The 17400-nt window shown below is 62.6% G+C and carries 20 protein-coding genes and 1 pseudogene; 11 read left to right on the top strand and 10 right to left on the bottom strand.

Annotated features, from left to right (window positions below; genetic code table 11):
• Position 1 precedes the first annotated feature (1 nt).
• From P3T22_RS21980 to mdcH, 6 genes are read left to right on the top strand one after another with little or no spacing between them, the layout of a single operon-like run.
• Positions 2–1039, top strand: a complete 1038-nt coding sequence (locus P3T22_RS21980; protein ID WP_429326100.1) for a triphosphoribosyl-dephospho-CoA synthase — start codon at positions 2–4, stop codon at positions 1037–1039.
• Complete coding sequence (locus P3T22_RS21975) at positions 1027–1341, top strand: malonate decarboxylase subunit delta (protein WP_429326099.1); 315 nt, start codon at positions 1027–1029, stop codon at positions 1339–1341. Before P3T22_RS21980 ends, P3T22_RS21975 begins: the two co-directional genes overlap by 13 nt.
• A complete protein-coding gene (locus P3T22_RS21970; RefSeq protein WP_429326098.1) occupies positions 1338–2222 on the top strand; it encodes a biotin-independent malonate decarboxylase subunit beta in 885 nt (294 codons plus the stop codon). The genes P3T22_RS21975 and P3T22_RS21970 overlap by 4 nt, the downstream gene beginning before the upstream one ends.
• Entirely contained in the window at positions 2219–3034 is an 816-nt protein-coding gene (gene mdcE / locus P3T22_RS21965; protein WP_429326097.1) for a biotin-independent malonate decarboxylase subunit gamma, read from the top strand. The genes P3T22_RS21970 and mdcE overlap by 4 nt, the downstream gene beginning before the upstream one ends.
• Positions 3034–3726 (top strand): malonate decarboxylase holo-ACP synthase, encoded by a 693-nt coding sequence (locus P3T22_RS21960; RefSeq protein WP_063500660.1) that lies wholly within the window; start codon positions 3034–3036, stop codon positions 3724–3726. The genes mdcE and P3T22_RS21960 overlap by 1 nt, the downstream gene beginning before the upstream one ends.
• The gene (gene mdcH / locus P3T22_RS21955; protein ID WP_429326096.1) at positions 3726–4658 is read left to right on the top strand and encodes a malonate decarboxylase subunit epsilon; all 933 of its coding nucleotides are present in this window, start codon (positions 3726–3728) and stop codon (positions 4656–4658) included. The genes P3T22_RS21960 and mdcH overlap by 1 nt, the downstream gene beginning before the upstream one ends.
• Before the next feature lie 41 nt (positions 4659–4699).
• Here the strand turns inward: mdcH and P3T22_RS21950 are convergent, their stop codons facing one another.
• The 4 genes and pseudogenes from P3T22_RS21950 to P3T22_RS21935 form a co-directional block, all read right to left on the bottom strand.
• Positions 4700–5020, bottom strand: coding sequence for a type II toxin-antitoxin system PemK/MazF family toxin (locus P3T22_RS21950; protein WP_063498749.1), 321 nt, complete (start codon positions 5018–5020; stop codon positions 4700–4702).
• The gene (locus P3T22_RS21945) at positions 5014–5262 is read right to left on the bottom strand and encodes an AbrB/MazE/SpoVT family DNA-binding domain-containing protein (RefSeq protein ID WP_429326095.1); all 249 of its coding nucleotides are present in this window, start codon (positions 5260–5262) and stop codon (positions 5014–5016) included. The genes P3T22_RS21950 and P3T22_RS21945 overlap by 7 nt, the downstream gene beginning before the upstream one ends.
• A 144-nt stretch (positions 5263–5406) precedes the next feature.
• A pseudogene (locus P3T22_RS21940) lies at positions 5407–5664 on the bottom strand (sugar ABC transporter permease YjfF); the annotation flags it as partial.
• A gap of 237 nt (positions 5665–5901) precedes the next feature.
• The gene (locus P3T22_RS21935) at positions 5902–6501 is read right to left on the bottom strand and encodes an alpha-ketoglutarate-dependent dioxygenase AlkB family protein (RefSeq protein WP_429326094.1); all 600 of its coding nucleotides are present in this window, start codon (positions 6499–6501) and stop codon (positions 5902–5904) included.
• 143 nt (positions 6502–6644) lie between these two features.
• Between P3T22_RS21935 and P3T22_RS21930 the strand changes: the two genes are divergently transcribed.
• A complete protein-coding gene (locus P3T22_RS21930; RefSeq protein ID WP_063498747.1) occupies positions 6645–7229 on the top strand; it encodes a malonic semialdehyde reductase in 585 nt (194 codons plus the stop codon).
• A gap of 25 nt (positions 7230–7254) precedes the next feature.
• Here P3T22_RS21930 and P3T22_RS21925 read toward each other — a convergent pair whose 3' ends face one another.
• On the bottom strand, positions 7255–7584 hold the full coding sequence (locus tag P3T22_RS21925; protein WP_429326093.1) for a hypothetical protein: 330 nt from the start codon (positions 7582–7584) through the stop codon (positions 7255–7257).
• Positions 7585–7952: 368 nt separating this feature from the next.
• On the opposite strand from P3T22_RS21925, the gene P3T22_RS21920 reads away from it, so the two are divergent.
• Entirely contained in the window at positions 7953–9116 is a 1164-nt protein-coding gene (locus tag P3T22_RS21920; RefSeq protein ID WP_063498745.1) for a metallophosphoesterase, read from the top strand.
• Positions 9117–9243: 127 nt separating this feature from the next.
• On the opposite strand, the gene P3T22_RS21915 is transcribed toward P3T22_RS21920, so the two are convergent.
• Both P3T22_RS21915 and P3T22_RS21910 read right to left on the bottom strand, forming a co-directional pair.
• Positions 9244–9768 (bottom strand): hypothetical protein, encoded by a 525-nt coding sequence (locus P3T22_RS21915; protein WP_063498744.1) that lies wholly within the window; start codon positions 9766–9768, stop codon positions 9244–9246.
• Positions 9765–10004 (bottom strand): hypothetical protein, encoded by a 240-nt coding sequence (locus P3T22_RS21910; protein WP_429326092.1) that lies wholly within the window; start codon positions 10002–10004, stop codon positions 9765–9767. Before P3T22_RS21910 ends, P3T22_RS21915 begins: the two co-directional genes overlap by 4 nt.
• A gap of 479 nt (positions 10005–10483) precedes the next feature.
• On the opposite strand from P3T22_RS21910, the gene P3T22_RS21905 reads away from it, so the two are divergent.
• Positions 10484–11191 (top strand): MgtC/SapB family protein, encoded by a 708-nt coding sequence (locus tag P3T22_RS21905; protein ID WP_063498743.1) that lies wholly within the window; start codon positions 10484–10486, stop codon positions 11189–11191.
• 162 nt (positions 11192–11353) lie between these two features.
• Positions 11354–11608, top strand: coding sequence for a GlsB/YeaQ/YmgE family stress response membrane protein (locus P3T22_RS21900; protein ID WP_063498742.1), 255 nt, complete (start codon positions 11354–11356; stop codon positions 11606–11608).
• Between the two features lie 65 nt (positions 11609–11673).
• Here P3T22_RS21900 and P3T22_RS21895 read toward each other — a convergent pair whose 3' ends face one another.
• The 3 genes from P3T22_RS21895 to P3T22_RS21885 all read right to left on the bottom strand — a co-directional run bounded on the left by P3T22_RS21895 (position 11674) and on the right by P3T22_RS21885 (position 15942).
• The gene (locus P3T22_RS21895; RefSeq protein ID WP_429326091.1) at positions 11674–13188 is read right to left on the bottom strand and encodes an acetyl-CoA hydrolase/transferase family protein; all 1515 of its coding nucleotides are present in this window, start codon (positions 13186–13188) and stop codon (positions 11674–11676) included.
• A gap of 201 nt (positions 13189–13389) precedes the next feature.
• Positions 13390–13605 carry a hypothetical protein gene (locus P3T22_RS21890; protein WP_429326090.1) on the bottom strand — a complete coding sequence of 72 codons (216 nt, stop codon included), beginning with the start codon at positions 13603–13605 and terminating at the stop codon, positions 13390–13392.
• Between the two features lie 171 nt (positions 13606–13776).
• Positions 13777–15942, bottom strand: coding sequence for an FUSC family protein (locus P3T22_RS21885; RefSeq protein WP_429326089.1), 2166 nt, complete (start codon positions 15940–15942; stop codon positions 13777–13779).
• A 199-nt stretch (positions 15943–16141) separates the two neighbouring features.
• Between P3T22_RS21885 and P3T22_RS21880 the strand changes: the two genes are divergently transcribed.
• Positions 16142–17143: a LysR family transcriptional regulator gene (locus P3T22_RS21880; RefSeq protein WP_429326088.1), complete on the top strand. Its 1002-nt coding sequence runs from the start codon at positions 16142–16144 to the stop codon at positions 17141–17143.
• Positions 17144–17400 lie beyond the last annotated feature (257 nt).

Genomic DNA, 17400 nt, shown 5'->3' with positions numbered 1-17400 from the left:
GATGGGCTCCCGCGAAGCTTTGCTCGAGCGTGCCGTCGAAGGCGCACCGCAGCAGGAGGCGGAAGCTGGACTAGCCGTCCTGCGCTGGCCCGTCGTACCAGCACGCTACACAGGTACGGTGGCGCATGCGGCAAGCAAGGCAAGCACGGCAATCAGCGCTGCGGTGGCGCGGCACAGGGCGCTGTCCGATGCCCAACTTGCACGCTATGCCGTCACCGCGCTGATCGAAGAAGCGCAACTCACGCCGAAACCCGCGCTGGTCGACCGGCGCGGCAGCGGCGCGCATCGCGACCTCGATCTCGCCACCATGCTGCGCTCGGCACACGCGCTCGAACCGACCTTCGCGGCGCTCGCACGCACAGCGTGCCGCCGTGGTGAACCATCCGCGCTGTTGCGTGCCGAACTCGCGCAAATCGGCCGCGCCGGTGAACAGGACATGTTGCATGCCACCGGCGGCAGCAACGCCCATCGCGGCGCGATCTGGATCGTCGGCCTGCTCGTGGCGGGCGCGTCGATGACGGGCGACACCGCGCATCTGAACGCGTCGCGCGTCTGCGCGCTCGCCGCGCAGATTGCGTGCTTCCCGGATCGCTTCGCCGCCCCCGCCGATAGTCACGGCGAGCGCGCGCGGCGGCGCTATCAGGTAGGCGGAGCACGCCGTGAGGCACAAGACGGTTTCCCGCACGTCATCGATATCGGCTTGCCCGCGTTGCTCGCAGCGCGCGCCAACGGCGTCGACGAAAACGCCGCGCGTATCGACGCCCTGCTCTCGATCATGGTGTCGCTCGACGACACCTGCCTGCTGCATCGCGCGGGTTTGCCTGGTTTGCGGACGGCGCAACAAGGCGCGCGCCTTGTACTGCAAGCCGGCGGAAGTTCCACGCCCGCTGGGTACACCGCCCTCGTTGCACTCGAACACGCATTGCTGTCGCTCAACGCATCCCCTGGCGGCGCAGCCGATCTGCTCGCCGCCACCCTCTTTCTCGACATGCTGGCACATCACGACGCCAGCGGGAGCTCCGCCTCATGGAACATCTGACCTTCGACTATCCGGCGCAACGCGCCGTCACGACCCGCGCGCATGTCGGCGTGGTCGGTTCGGGCGACCTGGAAGTGCTGCTGTCGCCTGCTGAAAACGGCCCTGCCCTGACCGCGCATGTGGTCGTGCGGACCAGCGTCGACGGCTACAGCCACATCTGGAAGAGCGTGCTCGACCGCTTCTTCACCCGTTATGACGGCGCGGCGCAAATCGAAATCAACGACTTTGGCGCGACACCCGGCGTGGTGGCGCTGCGGCTCGCGGAAGCCATCGAAGCGGCGGAACTGGGAGACGGCGCGTGAACACAATCGCTACCGCACGCCCTGCGCCCATGCTGCGCGAAAGCTTCATTGAGCTGCCCGCGCGCGAACGCACCCGCTCGCTGCTCGACGCCGGCACGTTCCGCGAACTGCTCGGACCGTTCGACAAGATCGAGTCGCCGTGGCTGCCGCTGCAAGATGTCGTCTGCCAGGCGGATGACGGCTGCGTGATCGCGCGCGGCACCATCGACGGCGAACCCGCCGTGGTCGCCGCGATCGAATCCGCATTCCAGGGCGGCAGCATCGGCGAAGTGTCGGGCAGCAAGATCGCCGCCGCGTTGGACATGGCCTTGCGCGACTGCGAACGCGGCAAGATCGTGCGTCCTGTCGTGTTGTTCGAAACCGGCGGCGTGCGGCTGCAGGAAGCTAACCTCGGCCTCGCGGTGATCGCCGAGATTCAGGCCGCGATCGTCGCGTTGCGCCGGCATGTGCCGGTAGTCGGCGTGATTGCGGGGATGGTGGGCTGCTTCGGCGGGATGTCGCTTGCCGCGGCCTTGTGCTCGTATCTCGTCGTGACGAAGCAGGGGCGGCTCGGCATGAACGGCCCCGAAGTGATCGAACAGGAAGCCGGTATCGAAGAACTCGACGCGAGCGATCGGCGCCGAGTGTGGCAATTGATTGGCGGCGAACAACGGGCTGCGACCGCGCTCGCCGATCAACTGGTCGACGACGATGCGCACGCGGTGCGCGCCGCCGTGCGCTCAGCATTCACACAAGGCGTGCCGGTTGCGCATCGCAGCGAACAGGTCGACATCTTCCTCAACCGCCTCGCGCAGATCGACCCGGCCAGCGTGACGCCGGACACGATGCGCGATGTGTACAACCCACATGCGCGGAACAACGCGCGCAAGGAGCAGGCATGAGCGATACCCCCCTCAGCCGCGGCGCGCGCTGGTTCCACGCGTTAGCTGGCGAACCGTCCGGCAAGGCACCCGTATGGAGCGGCGATGCGCCGCTCGGCAGCGAGACCGCGCGCTTCATTGCTGTCGTCCCCGATCCCGACAACCGCTTTCCCCGTGCGACCGATAACGTCGTCGGTCTCGAGCAAGGCTGGCAGCTCGCGCGCACAGTACGCGAGGCCATCGCGCAGGACGAAGCGAGCGGTACGCGCCGCCCGATTGTCGCGATCGTCGATGTCAAAAGCCAGGCGTACGGCTACCGCGAAGAAATGCTCGGCATTCACCTCGCTTGCGCCGCGGCGGTCGATGCATACGCGTCGGCGCGCGACGCCGGCCATCCGGTGATCGCGTTGATCGTCGGGCCGGCCATGTCGGGCGCGTTCCTCGCGCACGGCTATCAGGCCAACCGGATCGTCGCACTCGACGCGCCCGGCACGATGGTTCACGCAATGGGCAAGGAAGCGGCCGCCCGGGTCACGCGGCGCACCGTCGAAGCACTCGACGCGCTCGGCGAAACCATTGTGCCGATGTCGTACTCGATGGCGTCGTTTGCCAAATTGGGCCTGCTCGATCAACTAATCGAAGGTGTCGACGCCGATGCGCCGGATGCCGCGCAAATCGAGCGCGTGCGTCAGGTGTTGACCGGGCAGATTCGCAACGCGCGCGATGGCAGCCGCGGTCTGTCGCATCGTCTCGAATCGGCGGCGGCGCAAAGGAATCGCGCAGCGTCGATCGAAGTGCGGCGTCGTCTCGCCGAACAATGGGACGCCGTGTAATGCGGGTCTGCGCAGCACCGCCGTTTGCAGGCGATCACGCGTTGTCGTGCGACGCGCATTGGCAACCGCATGACCTGCTGCGCTTGCACCGTTTGCGGCAGTCTGACGGCGAACCGGTGTGGCTTCATGGGTCGTTCGAGCGCGCCCCGTATGCGGTCGTAAGACGCGCGCTGGCCGCTGACGGCTTCGTGGCGATCGGCTTGCGCGGTAGGGAACGGTCGCAGCGTTACGGCACATGGGCGCATCGAGACGATATTGAAACCGCCGTGCCGCCAGAAGCGTTAGCGCGACGCAGCCCTCTTGCGGAGCGCAATGCGTTGCCTGCTTTCGCGGCCCTTGCCGCATTACAAGGCGACACCGCCGGCGCGTTGGCTGAATTCGTCTGGGGACCAACCGGCAGCGCGGGCTTCGAACTGGCAACTCAGGCACCCGCCGTCACTTTTTCGAGCGATCTCGATCTGCTGATCCGCGCGCCGGAGAAACTCTCGCACGGCGCGGCCATTCAGTTGCTGAACCATCTGCAAGCAATCGCACAGCGCGCCGGCATTCGCGTGGATGCTCAACTGGAAACGCCCGCAGGCGGCGTTGCGCTGGCCGAGTGGGCAGCGGATAAAGCACGCGTGATGGCGCGCCATGCTCGCGGCCCGCAGCTGGTTGCCGATCCGTGGGCGCCCGCTCACGGCGATGCCTGATGCTGGCCCTTCTGTTTCCCGGCCAGGGCGCGCAGTCGGATGGATTCCTGCACCGTCTGCCGCAGCACCGAGCTGTGACTGAGACACTGGAAGAAGCGTCTCAGGTGCTCGACACCAACGTACTCACACTCGACACACCAAACGCGCTGCGCTCGACCATAGCGGTTCAGGTCGGCTTGACCGTCGCGGGCGTGGCGATCACGCGCGCACTGGCAGATGAACAGCTCACGCCGGAGATCAGCGCGGGTTTGTCGGTGGGGGCGTATACAGCGGCGGTCAGTTGCGGCGCGATTCGCTTTGGCGACGCGTTACGGATGGTTCGAAAGCGCGCTGAATTGATGGAGGCGGCGTACCCGTCGGGCTACGGTCTCGCGGCCGTGTCGGGCTTGACCGAACACCAACTCGAAACGCTCGCCGCTCTGCAAGCAAATGCAGGCAATCAACGCGTCTATGTTGGCAATGTGAATGCGCCGCGTCAGATCGTCATGGCCGGAGCGAATGGTGCGCTGGACAGGTTCATCGAACGCGCGCTGGCGGCAGGCGCCCGCAAAGCCATCCGTCTTGCGGTAAGCGTGCCGTCACATTGCGAACTGCTCGCGCACGCCACGGACGAACTGATTGCATACGCACAGGAAGTACCTTTTCACACGCCGCAAAGCACCTATATCGGCAATCGCGGCGGCCGCCCTCTGTACACAGCGGACGCCATTCGCGACGATCTCGCGACCAATATGCGCTACACCGTGCGCTGGTTCGACGCGCTCACCGTCATGCAGGAAATGGGCGCGCGCGTGCTGATTGAAGCCCCGCCGGGCCAGGTGTTGACGGACATTGTGCGTGAAAATTTTCCGGATACCGCCGCGCTCGCTGCGAGCAGCTTCTCGTTCGACAGACTTGTGGCGACTGCCCGACGGCGCCTCGAGCCAGACTGAGCACAAGCACGCCGCCGTTCAGCCGACGCACGCTTTATTGCTCACTCAACGAAGATTTCCTGCAAGGTCGACAACGCATTCGAAAGCGCCGCATCCGACACTGCGCCGGCTCGCTTTACGAGCCGCGTCTTGTCAACCGTGCGAATCTGGTCGAGCAGAATCAAACCTTTCTTGCGCAAGAACGTGAGTGGAACACGAAAAGGCGCCGCGCGACCGGCAGTGCTCATGGGCGCCACAATCACAGTGCGCAGGTGATCGTGCAATTCGGCCGGCGACACAACCACGCAAGGACGCGTTTTCTGAATCTCGCTGCCAACGGTTGGATCCAGCGCGACCAGCCAGACGTCGCCTCGCGCTACCACTCGAGCCCCGCGTCATCGGCGTTGGGAAATTCGCCCATCACCAGTGCGTCGTCTTTCGATGCTGCCAACGAACGGCCCGCGTCCGCCCATCCCGCACGCGCTTTTTTCTGCGGACGCCTTATCACCAGAGCGTTTCCTTCAACTTGCATATCCACTTCGTCCTCCAGCCCAAGTTGGGTCAAGATCGGTTTCGGAATCAGTACACCATGGGAATTACCCATTCTACGGATGGTTGTTTTCATGGCTGAACCTGAAGTGGAATCCTAAGCGGTCGAGGCAATAAAGTAAACACAATGTTATTACAGTGTAGCACGGCAAATGGCATAAGACGAATGACGTATTTTTGTGTGCTCGTTGCCCGCCTGCCGCGCTACCGCGCGTTCGCGCTATAACGCCTGCTCCGGCGCGCGTCCGATCGCATGTGAGTCGGACGCCGCCGCTTCGCCCCGCCCGCGCTCACGGCCTGGCGCCACAACAGCGCCGCTGCCGCCGGAACCTCGCACCGATCTTGCATGCCGTTCGATCAGCCGTTGCAGCAAGCAGAACGCGCACAGCAGGGCGCCGATCGCGATTCGGGTCCACCATGAACTGAGCGTGCCATCGAAGGTAATCAGTGTCTGAATCGTGCCCAGAATGCCGACGCCGGACAGCGCGCAAAACAACAGGACGGTGACGGCAATCGGTAGCGTGCGCGGATAGACGATATGGGCCCAGGCTGCGAGATTCGCTCGAGCACGGACGGCGATGGAGCGCGACGTTGGAGAGGCTTTTTTATGCGCTTAGGTTCTCGACACGGCTTCGGGCAGGCAGCGACCCGCTTTCGGGCTTTCGGGCGCCAGGTTTCGGCTCAGGAGCAAAGCGGCCGATGGCGAGCCCGCAAGCTAGCGGGCTGCCGCGCGCGGCGTCACCCAGCGAAACGTCAGATTGATTCGCTCGCCCGCCACGCGTGGCTCTTTCGGCACACGATGCCGCCAGTCGGCCTGCGTGTTGCCTCTCATCACAAGCAAGCTGCCGCCCTTCAGCGAAAACGACTGCACGACGCCAGTCCTGTTGTGCCGCAAGTCGAAAGTGCGCGCGACGCCCAGGCTGATCGACGCAATCACCGGCCGCACGCCGAGCTCCGGCTCGCGATCCGCGTGCCACCCCATGCTGTCCATGCCGCTGCGATAGCGGTTGATCAGCACGCTGTTAAAGCGCGCGTGGCAGCTTGCCTCCGCCGCGGCTCGCAGTTCCGCGACGATCGGGGTCCATGGTTGCGGTACGTTGCGAATGCCGGAGTAGACGTAGACCGCGTCCGGTTCGCCCTGCCAGGCGGTCAGCCGCGGCAGCGGCACACGGCCGGCAGGCGTGCCCATCATGTCTTGACGCCATTCCACTTCGCCGATGAGTTGAGCCAAAGCGCGCGCCGCGGCCTCGGGCGCCAGCCACTCGGGATACCAGTCGACGTCGGGCGCCGGAAGGTCATCGAAAAGGTCCGTCATAAGATTGCCCGAATGCGATTGCGTGTGCGATACGTGCGCGAGTGAGAACCTAGCTATTATGGCGGCAACGACGACGACGCTCACGCCTGCGGCTTGCGCTGTCATCCGTTTTTTTCACTCTCCTACTTCAACGGGTTTCCACCATGATTCTTTCCGATCAGGCTCTCGATCAGCTCTTTCGCGAAGCGCGCACCCATAACGGCTGGCAGGCCAAACCGGTCGACGACGCCGTGCTCAAGCAACTCACCGAGCTCGTACTGCTCGGGCCGACCTCGGCCAATTCGAGCCCCGGCCGCTTCGTCTACGTGAAAACGGCCGAAGGCAAAGAGAAGCTGCGTCCGGCCTTGTCGCCAGGCAATCTCGAGAAGACGATGGCGGCGCCGGTCACGGTGATCGTCGGAATGGACATGGCGTTTTACGAGCATCTGCCGAAACTGTTTCCGCATGCCGACGCGCGCAGCTGGTTTGCGGGCAACGACAAGGCGATCGCGGATACGGCCTTTCGCAATTCGACGCTGCAAGGCGGCTATCTGATTCTCGCGGCCCGCGCGCTCGGTCTGGACACGGGTGCGATGTCGGGATTCGACGCCGCCAAGGTCGACGAGGCTTTCTTCGCCGGCACGACCGTGAAGTCGAACTTCCTGATCAATCTGGGCTACGGCGACCCGGCGAAACTGTTCCCGCGCAGCCCGCGCTTCACCTTCGACGAAGCCGCCCGGATCGCCTGACAGAGCTTTGGCCGCGCCGGTGCGGTTATCCGAAGAGCGCCACGTAGAACACTACCGCGCCGATCACCGCGCCGACAAAGCAGAAGCCTTCCTCGGCGTCGTCGCCATTGGAGCGCAACCACGCGCCGACGGCGCCGAACAGCCCTGCGATGCCGAGCGCAACGCATACCATCACCACGTCGAATAACGCGCTTTTGCCCAGCTCGGAGAAGTCGATGTTGCGCACGCCGAAGTACAAGGCGAGCGCCATCAACGACATGCCCACCAGCGGCAGCATGACGTGGCTGCCCTCTCGTCCGACGTGATGTCCATGAAGTACGTGGCGTACGTGATTACCCGATCCAAGCAGTTTCATGATGCGCCTCCTGCCTCGCCCTCAACCGACGACAAAACGAACCGCCGCTGGGCCGCGATGGCCCTGAGACGACACGGTTCTATTTGAGAATAGTGCACACAAAACACCATTCAAAGCCCATTTAATTAGAGTGCCGCAGCAACTCGGACGGGGCATGCGGCAACGGGAATTGCTGCAATGCGATATCCGCTTGCCGCGTCAAGCATGAACATGCTCGGCCGCCCCCGCGGGAGCACATCTGGCGCTGTCCACAATGGGGAGCACATCTCGGTAGAATGATCGGGCTCGCCCGCTATTTCATGGTTGCACCTGGCGAGCTGCCGCCGTTGCTCCGCTCGTGTCGGCCCCTTCCCGCCTCGATCCTCTCTATGCGCCGCTCATCGTTTCTTGTTCGCTTCATTTTGATTGGCATCTTGCTGCATATCTACGTCGGCTTTCGTCTGATTCCCGACATGCCGGTCAATGCCACCGGCCGATGGCTGTGCGCGTTGTGGCTGGTGCTGTCGATCTTTCTGATCCCGCTCGGCATGCTGGCGCGCACCATCAAACAGCAGCCGCTCAGCGACCGCCTCGCGTGGGTCGGCCTGCTGGCGATGGGCTTCTTCTCGTCGCTGCTGGTTCTGACGTTCGTGCGCGACCTGGCGCTCGCCTCGCTGCTCACCGTCGATGCAATCTGGCCGAGCACGATTGCAATCGCGCACTGGCGCATCGGCTCGGCGGCAGCCGTCCCGTTGCTGGCGTTGCTCTCGACACTCGTCGGTCTGTTCAACGCCCGGCGCCGCGCCAGGGTGGTGACGATCGAGGTGCCGATCGACGATTTGCCGGCAGCGCTCGACGGCTTCACGATCGTCCAGATCAGCGACATCCACGTCGGCCCGACCATCAAAGGCCGTTATGTGGATGCGATCGTCGACGCGGTGAATCGTCTGAAGCCGGATCTGATTGCCGTTACCGGCGATGTGGTAGACGGCAGCGTGCCGCAACTGACCAGACACACGCAGCCCCTGTCGCGGCTCAGTGCGCGTCACGGCGCGTTCCTTGTGACCGGCAACCATGAGTATTACGCCGGCGCGAACGCCTGGATCGACGAATTCCGGCGCCTGGGGTTGAACGTTCTGCTCAACGAGCATGTGATCGTGGAACACGACGGCGCGCGCGCCGTGATTGCCGGGGTGACTGATTACTCAGCGGGTCATCATGACCCGCTGCATCGCAGCGACCCGGTTGCGGCCCTCGCAGGTGCCCCTGGCGACGTGCTGATCAAAGTACTGCTCGCGCACCAGCCGCGTTCCGCCGAAGCAGCCGCAGCAGCAGGGTTTACGCTGCAGCTATCGGGCCACACGCACGGCGGCCAGTTCTTTCCGTGGAACTTCTTTGTGCGTTTGCAGCAGCCGTTCACAGCGGGTCTCGCGCGGCTGAACGGCTTGTGGGTCTACACGAGTCGCGGTACTGGCTATTGGGGACCGCCGAAGCGCCTGGGGGCGCCCTCGGAGATCACGCGATTGCGCCTCGTGCCCGGCGAGCCCGACTGAAGCGTCAAAGCACGCGCCAAACATCGCCCCACCGAAGTCATATTGGATTACGCCGCAATAAGAAACGCGGACGTCCATAAAGGACATCCGCGCCCCGGCGCTGATGCGCCGTTTCAGCTAGTCAGACTTACTGCGCAGGCGCCACGGCCACGCTGACCTGCGGTGCGTATGCCACCGACACTTGCATACCCGGCGTCACGCCGGCGACCTTTGCCGGCTCGCGGCCCTGGATATGAAACACCGCGCCATTCGAGCCCTTCAGGGCCATGATGCCGGACGCGTGGTCGATGGCCTGAACTTCGGCGCTCACGTTCTGCGCAGTGTTCTGCTGTACCGGTTGAGCAGCCGTACCGTGGCCGTCGGCACCACGCGTCACGCTGACCATGGCGTTGCGCATCATCCGGATGTGGACCTTGCCACCCTGCTTGATCTGCGCCAGGTTGCTCGTCTCAGTGATATTGAACGACGCTTCGCCACCCTGCGCATCGAGCACGGTCACCGAATGTTTAGCCTGGTCGACCGACTTCACGACACCATCTGCCTGCAGCGTGCTGCTGCCTTCAAACGGCGCGGGCAGACCGGCGGCGAACGATACGAGCGGAGCAGCAGCAATCAACGCACCGGCAACGATGCCAAGAGCCTTATCTTTCATACATTCCTCAATTGGGTGAACAGCGGAAAAGAGACGGTGTCGAGCGGATCGGATGCGCCTGACATGGCACAAGGACAACCAAAAAGTTTCTGGGCGAAACCGTGAGATGTAAAACGCGGATAGAGCACCAAAACCGCACGACGTGTTTCGAAGTGTGCAAACAGTGTGTTTTCCGGGATGAACGCCGTCAATATTCGGAGTCCGTATTTATATAAGGAAAATTCCGAGCTTGCCACGGGAAATTCCGCAAGCATCCCACACCGCACTCCGCCGTCCCGTCCCGTCTCATCTCGGCTCATCTCGGCTCGGCTCGGCTCGGCTCGGCTCATCTCGGCTCGACTTAACTTTGCAGAGCTGCCTAAAATTCGCCCAGTTCATTTAACCGGAATCACGATCGTGGACAGCAGCAGTCGTACCAGTCGAGCTTCGATTCGCCCGATCGCCTGATCGCCTGATCGGCAAGATTTCCGCGCCAGCCTTTGCCTGTCGCCGTCTTGCCTTCGGGCCCGACGGTGCACATCGTCTATGCCCTCGTACTGCCAGTGAAGCGCCGCACGGCTCGACGCCTTGCGCTTGCTCCATGACTTGTGCGCCGCGAGCCCCGGCTCGCATGCCTCGTCACGCCTGAGCGCACCCGCGTTCCATCTTCGGATACGCGATGCTGTCACGCGTGGGGTTCATACTGTGCGAACACGCGTCTCAACCTTTCTTACCGATGACCATTGAATTCGTCTGGCGGCTCTTTGCCGCCTTCAGCTGCGGCGTCGCGATCGGCCTCGAACGGCAGATGCGCCAGCGCAACGCCGGCCTGCGCACCATCACGCTGGTCGCCAGCGGCGCGTGCCTGTTCGTCACGCTCGGCGTGCTGACCGGCAACGGCACCGCCGGCATCACGCAAATTGCCGCGTATGTCGTGTCTGGCGTCGGCTTTCTCGGCGGCGGTGTGATCATGCGCGACAAGGGCTCGATTCAGGGGATCAACACCGCCGCGACCTTATGGTGCTCGGCGGCGGTCGGCGTATTGTGCGGTGCGGGGCATTTCGGCCCGGCGCTCGCCGGCACCGCGGTCGTGCTGCTGACCAATACGGTACTGCGCGAAGTAAGCCGTGCCATCAACGCGGCGCCCGTTTCGGACGCCGACCTCGTGCGCGAGTATGTGCTGACGATTGTTTGCCGGGAGGCCGATGAGATTCACATTCGTACCGCGGTATCCAACTCGATGTATTCGACACCGCTGTCGTTCCAGAGCCTGACGAGCGAAGACGTCGAAGACGACTCGGGACGCATTCGCGTTACGGCAACATTAAAGCTGCATCCGAAAGATCAGCCGAAGCTCGAACAGATGGCGAGCCGCATCAGCATGGAAAAGAGCGTATCGAGCGTCAGCTGGACGGCCACAGATGCGGAGCCGACACCGGAGTGAGTCATCTTGTGTAAGCTCCCCATATTCGCGCGCATCGTCTACACTTAGCTTGCAATAGATTTAGACAATGTTAATTCCGCGTCCTGAATATGGACTGTCCCATAACCTTCGACTAAGCTCTGTCACCGTGATTTTTTCACACTCAACCATGGAGTCTCGAATATGGAACACGGCATCATTGCATGGCTCATCATCGGCGCGATCGCCGGCTGGCTGGCCGGCGTGCTCGTCAAGGGCGGCGGCTTCGGCCTGATCGTCGACATCATCGTCGGGATTGTCGGCGCATTCATCGGCGGCTGGCTTGCCGGTGTGCTGCACATTTCGCTCGGCGGCGGCTGGCTCGGTTCGATCATTACCGCTGTGATCGGCGCAGTCATTCTGCTGTTTCTTATCCGGCTCGTCCGGCGCGGCACCTGAGCGTAGCACCTGATGTCTTATGGCGTCAGGGGCGAGTGCCACCTGACGCCGGCTTTACCCGGTGTTTAGAGATACGCATCCACTGCCGGCAACATCGAGCCGGTATCACGCAGCCGCGTATGCCAGGCGAAAGCCTGGTCCAACGAATGCGGCGTTTGCCCACCCCATTGCAAGGCGTCCCGATAGTAGTCGCGAAGCAGATCGCGATAGAGCGGATGCGCGCAGTTCTCGATGATCAGCGTAGCGCGTTCCCGCGGCGCCAGTCCGCGCAGATCGGCCAGACCCTGCTCCGTCACGACCACATCCACATCGTGTTCATTGTGATCGCAGTGCGGCACCATCGGCACCACGCTCGAAATACGGCCACCCTTCGCCATCGACTTCGTCGCGAAGATCGCGCATGACGCATTGCGCGCGAAATCGCCCGAGCCACCAATGCCGTTCATCATGTGCGTGCCGCCGACGTGCGTGGAATTCACATTGCCGTAAATGTCGAACTCCAATGCGGTATTCAACGCGATCAGACCGAGCCGGCGAATCACTTCAGGATGGTTGCTGACCTCCTGCGGACGCAGCACGAGGCGATCGCGATAGCGCTCGAGTTCACCGAACACTTGCGCCTGACGCGCGGCCGACAACGTGATCGACGCACCCGAAGCAAACGTCACCTTGCCAGCGTCCATCAGATCGAAGGTCGAATCCTGCAGCACTTCTGAGTAAATTTCGAAGGCGTCGAAGGGCGAATCGACAAAGCCGGCCAGCACTGCATTGGCAATCGTGCCGATGCCTGCCTGCAAGGGCGGCAAGTGCCGTGGCATGCGTCCACGCGACACTTCGTGCTGGAAAAACTCAATCAGATGGCGCGCGATCAGCTCGGTTTCCGCATCCGCCGGCAGCACCGTGGACGGGCTGTCCGCCTTATCTGTGATCACGATCGCCGCGATTTTGTCGAGCGGGATCTCAATGGCCTGCGTGCCGACGCGGTCTTGCGGACGCACGATCGGCAGCGGTTCGCGATTCGGCCTGCGGCCCGGAATCCAGATGTCGTGCAGTCCCTCGAGGGCGAGCGGCTGGGCAAGATTGATTTCGACGATGACCTTGTCGGCGAGGATCGCGAAGCTGGCCGAGTTGCCGACTGACGTGCTCGGCACAATGCCGCCAGTCTCGGTGATCGCGGCGGCTTCGATAATCGCGATATCGAGTTTGCCGAGCTGATTGGCGCGCAACATCTCGACGGTTTCGGACAGATGCTGATCGACGAACATCACTTCGCCACGATTGATCGCTTCGCGCAGGGTCTTGTCGACCTGAAACGGCAAGCGGCGCGCCAACACATGCGCCTCGGTGAGCATGCGATCCACGTCATGACCGAGCGACGCGCCGGTCATCAACGTAATTTGCAGCGGCTTGCCTTCCTGACGGACCCGCTCGGCGAGCGCGATGGGAACAGCTTTGGCGTCGCCCGCGCGCGTAAAGCCGCTGGCGCCGACGTGCATGCCGTCGTGAATCAGACGCGCCGCTTCGGCGGCTGAAGTGATTTTTCCGCGCAGCGCGGAGCAGCGAATCCGGTCTTGGTACATGAAACTGAGTCTCTCCATGGTCACTAGTTCAGTCTACCGACGCGCACTTCTGCGGTGTGTTTCGCTCAGTAGCCAGCGTGTCGCACCAGCCGCGGCGTCTCGATGGAACGGCGTCGCGGCCAGGCGTTTCGTCGCGCGCAAAATTCCCGCGACAGGTCCAGCAGGTACAGCAGGTACAGCAGGTGTTGCTCGTGGCGCTGCTTAGCTGCCGAAGTAGATATTGCAGAAGCTCACAGGTCCGACGCACTCTTCAGCCTGGACCTTCGGTGCGACGACGCGGTCTTGCGCGGCGACGTTGTTGGCGCGCGGTGCATTCGCTTGCGCGACCTGTTGTTCCCGAGCGGCCGGCGCCGTTTGCGCATGAGCGACAGCAGCAGACAAAGAGCAGACAACCAGGGCAATCTTCAACACGTTCATTTCGTTCTCCAATACTTACGATGGCTCCCCGTAGGAAGTCCCCTCGGGGGGACTGCGGGGCAGTGATCAAACTATATGACTGTCACCTGCGCAGATAAACGGGGCTAGACGGAAGTGATCTTTCCATCTGGCAGAAGGATCGAAGTGCACGCGGGATCCAACGTGCATGGGTCAACGCGCCTTGAAAGGCGCGTCTTTGTCGAGCAACGCTGTGCGGATGAAGTGCAGGCAACTCAGGATGCGCTGCAGGTCGTGCCGCTTGTCGCGGTCGGCGTGAACGGTTGCCAGTACGTCCTGCGCGACCCACGTGGCCGAGCGCACGGATACGAGCGATCGTTCGAGAGCACGCGCGTCGGGCTGCTTGAAAAGCCGCGCGAGGTCGTCGCAAGTCCGCACGAGGCTGCTGCTCCAGCGCGAATGAAGGGCTTGCGCGTAGCCGGCACGCGCCACTTCATTGCGCAGATCGATCATGGCGTGCCCTACTTCGAGGGTGACGAGCATCCAGCGCAAGGCATCACGGCGGCGTCGGGAACGCCGCGTCAGCAGCATGCGCAACTGCGAGGCGAGATCGTGCGTGCTTGACTGAAAGCGCTGATTGAGTCCGGGCAGTTCGTCCATGCACGCAGACACGACTTGCGCGCGCAAATCACCCTTGATTCTCTCGATGAGCCACGGCATATCCGCAGGAAACACCACTGCGAAAACGATCGCTGCAAGCAATAGCGACGCCGTGATCGCTATACCGTTGTTGATCAGCAAATCGGGCGCATACGTGACGACGTTGTCCGGCCCGGCCAGCAGGCAGAAGAACACCGAAAAGCCGATTCCATACCCTGCCAGGAGCTTGCGCGACGCGATGAAGGCGCCGAGGGCAAGCACCGGGGCGAGCATCGCGCCAAGCAGCGGGAATCCGTCGACGTTGGGATACACGTAACACGTGAAAAGGTAGCCCATCATGGTCGCCAGCACCGTACCGACTGCCATCTGCACGGCCATTTTCGATGCGTTCGGTGCAGTCGACGTCAACGCACAGCCCAGCGCCGCGCCGATTACCGCCATTCCGCCGCTGGGCCAGTCGGTGGCGATCCAGAACCAGCTGACGATCGCCATGACCGCCGCCGACCTCGCAAAGGTAAACGCGACGGCAAAGCCGTTCGTCTTACTCACGTATCGCCCGGTGGTGCGCCGCTCGGCTTCCGGCTTGCGCCGCGCCAAAGACACGTACGTCTCGGAATAACGGATCCATTCGTCGACAAACCGATACAGTAATTCCGCGGCCGTATCGAAGTCCGCCAGCGATTCGGCAGGGGCGGCTTCCAGCGGTCGTCTCGTTTCGCGCACGCGCCTTGGCAAACTCGCCTGAAAGAGCCGCAAACCGGCGGCTACGCGCGATGCATCGGAGTTCGTGTCCTGGGTGGCCCCCAGCAGCCCCGACAGCTCGTGGAAGTACGGCGTGATGGCGTCGACTATCCGGCTCGGTCCGCCCAGGCGCAGACGTTTGAGCAACTGGTGCAGCGCATGCAGCCGCGCGCATACGTCCATGAACTCGCCGTTCAGACGGCCGAGATGCTGGCTGCGCGACCGCATAGCCGGATCTTCGAAGGCAGCAAATGTTCGCGTCGCCTCAAAGCCGACGATCTCGTCGACGAGATTCGCAAAGCGCCGCTCAAACTCGCCACGCTCGATTCCTCGACCCAGCACGTCGGCAGCGAACGCAGTAATATTTGTATATCGAATGTGGAGCGCGCGCCGCAGTGCAAGGCTGGAACGCTGCGGCACGATCAGTGCGCTCACCGCGCTCGAACACACGATGCCGACCGCCACCTCCGCTGCGCGCGTGAGCGCCGCCAGGAACAGGTCGTGAGGTACCATGACATTCGGAATGCCGATCAGAACGGCGGTATAACCTGCCAGCACCAAGCCGTACCATCTGAAATGCCGATACCGAACCGCTGCCGCAATGCAGGCACTCACCCAGCCGATCATGCCGAGCATGTACAACTCGGGCTGCTGGACGAACAGCGCGCCGAGCACCAGTGCGGCGATCGTACCCACCACGGTACCGAGAATCCGATAGAAACTCTTGGCGAGCACCATGCCGCTGAACGGCTGCATCAGCACAAACACCGTGGTCATTGCGATTCGCGGCTGCTGGAGATCCAGCAACATGGCAATACCCAGCGCCAGAAGCCCCGCAGTGGCCGTCTTCAGCAGATGCAGCCAGATCAGACCATCGCTGCTCATCCAGTCGCGAATGGCCGGACTGAGCGTTGGCAACATGCCGCTCCACTGCCGGTGGGAATCCGCCGTCGGTTTGATCGCATGTTGGCGTTTCATCAGAAAGCAACGCGTCCCGGTTTGTCGCTGAAAAAGGCACCGGTGAACGCTGCGCACACCGGCTGGCAAGGCGCCGATTGTAGGAGCATGCGCTGCGCGCATTAATAGGAAGGGCGCGGAACGTCCCTTCCAGAACGAACAACAATAGGCTTGCGAGACAGGCGGACAATACGGCTTGTGCCGTGAAATAGAAGGATCGATGGATACGTTACAAAATATGCGAGTGTTCGTGCGCGTGGTCGAAGCCGGTAGTTTTACCGCTGCCGCGCAGTCCCTCAATTCGACGACTGGCGCGATGTCCCGCGCAGTCTCGGAACTCGAAGCTCATCTGCGTACGCGCTTGCTGAACCGGTCGACGCGGCGACTCGCACTCACCACAGCGGGTGAGCGTTACCTGAAGCGATCTCAACAGATCCTTGCGGATGTCGATACGGCGGAAGAAGAAGCAAGTTGCGCGCACGAACGCCCGAGCGGCGCGTTGCGCATGCACAGCTTTGCCAGCATCGGCCAGCATTACGTGCTGCCGGCCATCTCGCGCTATCGCGCGCTTTATCCCGAGGTGACCGTCGAACTGACGTTGTCGCAACGCATGCCCGACCTGTTCGAAGGCAGTTCTGACGTCGCGGTTGTCGGCGCCTTGACTCTGCCGAATTCCGACCTTGTATCGCTCCCGCTTGGTACAACGTTCAGCATCTTGTGCGCATCGCCTGCTTACTTGCGTGCTCATGGCGCGCCACAACAGCCAGGCGACCTGGCGCATCACGAGTGTCTGATCTTGCACACGCCAGCATTTCCACCCCACGATTGGGTGCTCGACGGCCCCAACGGCAGCGAGATGATGGAAGTGAACGGCCCCGTGCAAGTGAATATCGCGGAATCGCTGATCGTCGCGATTCGCGAGGGAATGGGCATTGGCATGGTGCCGCTCTATGCAGCGATCGCAGGGTTGCGTGACGGGACGCTGATCCGCGTGTTGCCTGAATATACGCTGCAGAAGATGAACGTTTATGCGCTGTATCCGTCACGCAAATTCATTGATGCGAAGACGCGGACGTGGGTTGAATTCTTACGTACGCATCTGCCGAAGGTGATTGCGCGCGACGAGGCATTACTTGCAGAAGTCGGCCAGATGTATGCAGCAGATGGCGTGGCACCTGTGGGCGCGTCCGGCATTGGGGACGGAGACGTCGCTGCGAACTGACGCAGATTTTGAAGCTGAAGAACGGGCCGTGCCCGCTCAAGGCGGTGACGCGGATAGCGAAGTGGCGGGCCATTTGTGTGGTATCTATGGCCTGCCGCCGATCGCGGCAATGTTTTTGCTCGGGAAGAAATAGCGCCGTAAACGCAAAAACCCCACCTTTGCGGGGTGGGGTTTCTGGACATGCTGGGGAGCCTGACGATTACCTACTTTCACACGGGAATCCGCACTATCATCGGCGTGGAGTCGTTTCACGGTCC

Source organism: Paraburkholderia sp. GAS348 (genome assembly GCF_050434205.1).
Classification (GTDB): Bacteria; Pseudomonadota; Gammaproteobacteria; order Burkholderiales; family Burkholderiaceae; genus Paraburkholderia.
This window is presented reverse-complemented; position numbering and strand designations above follow the sequence as displayed.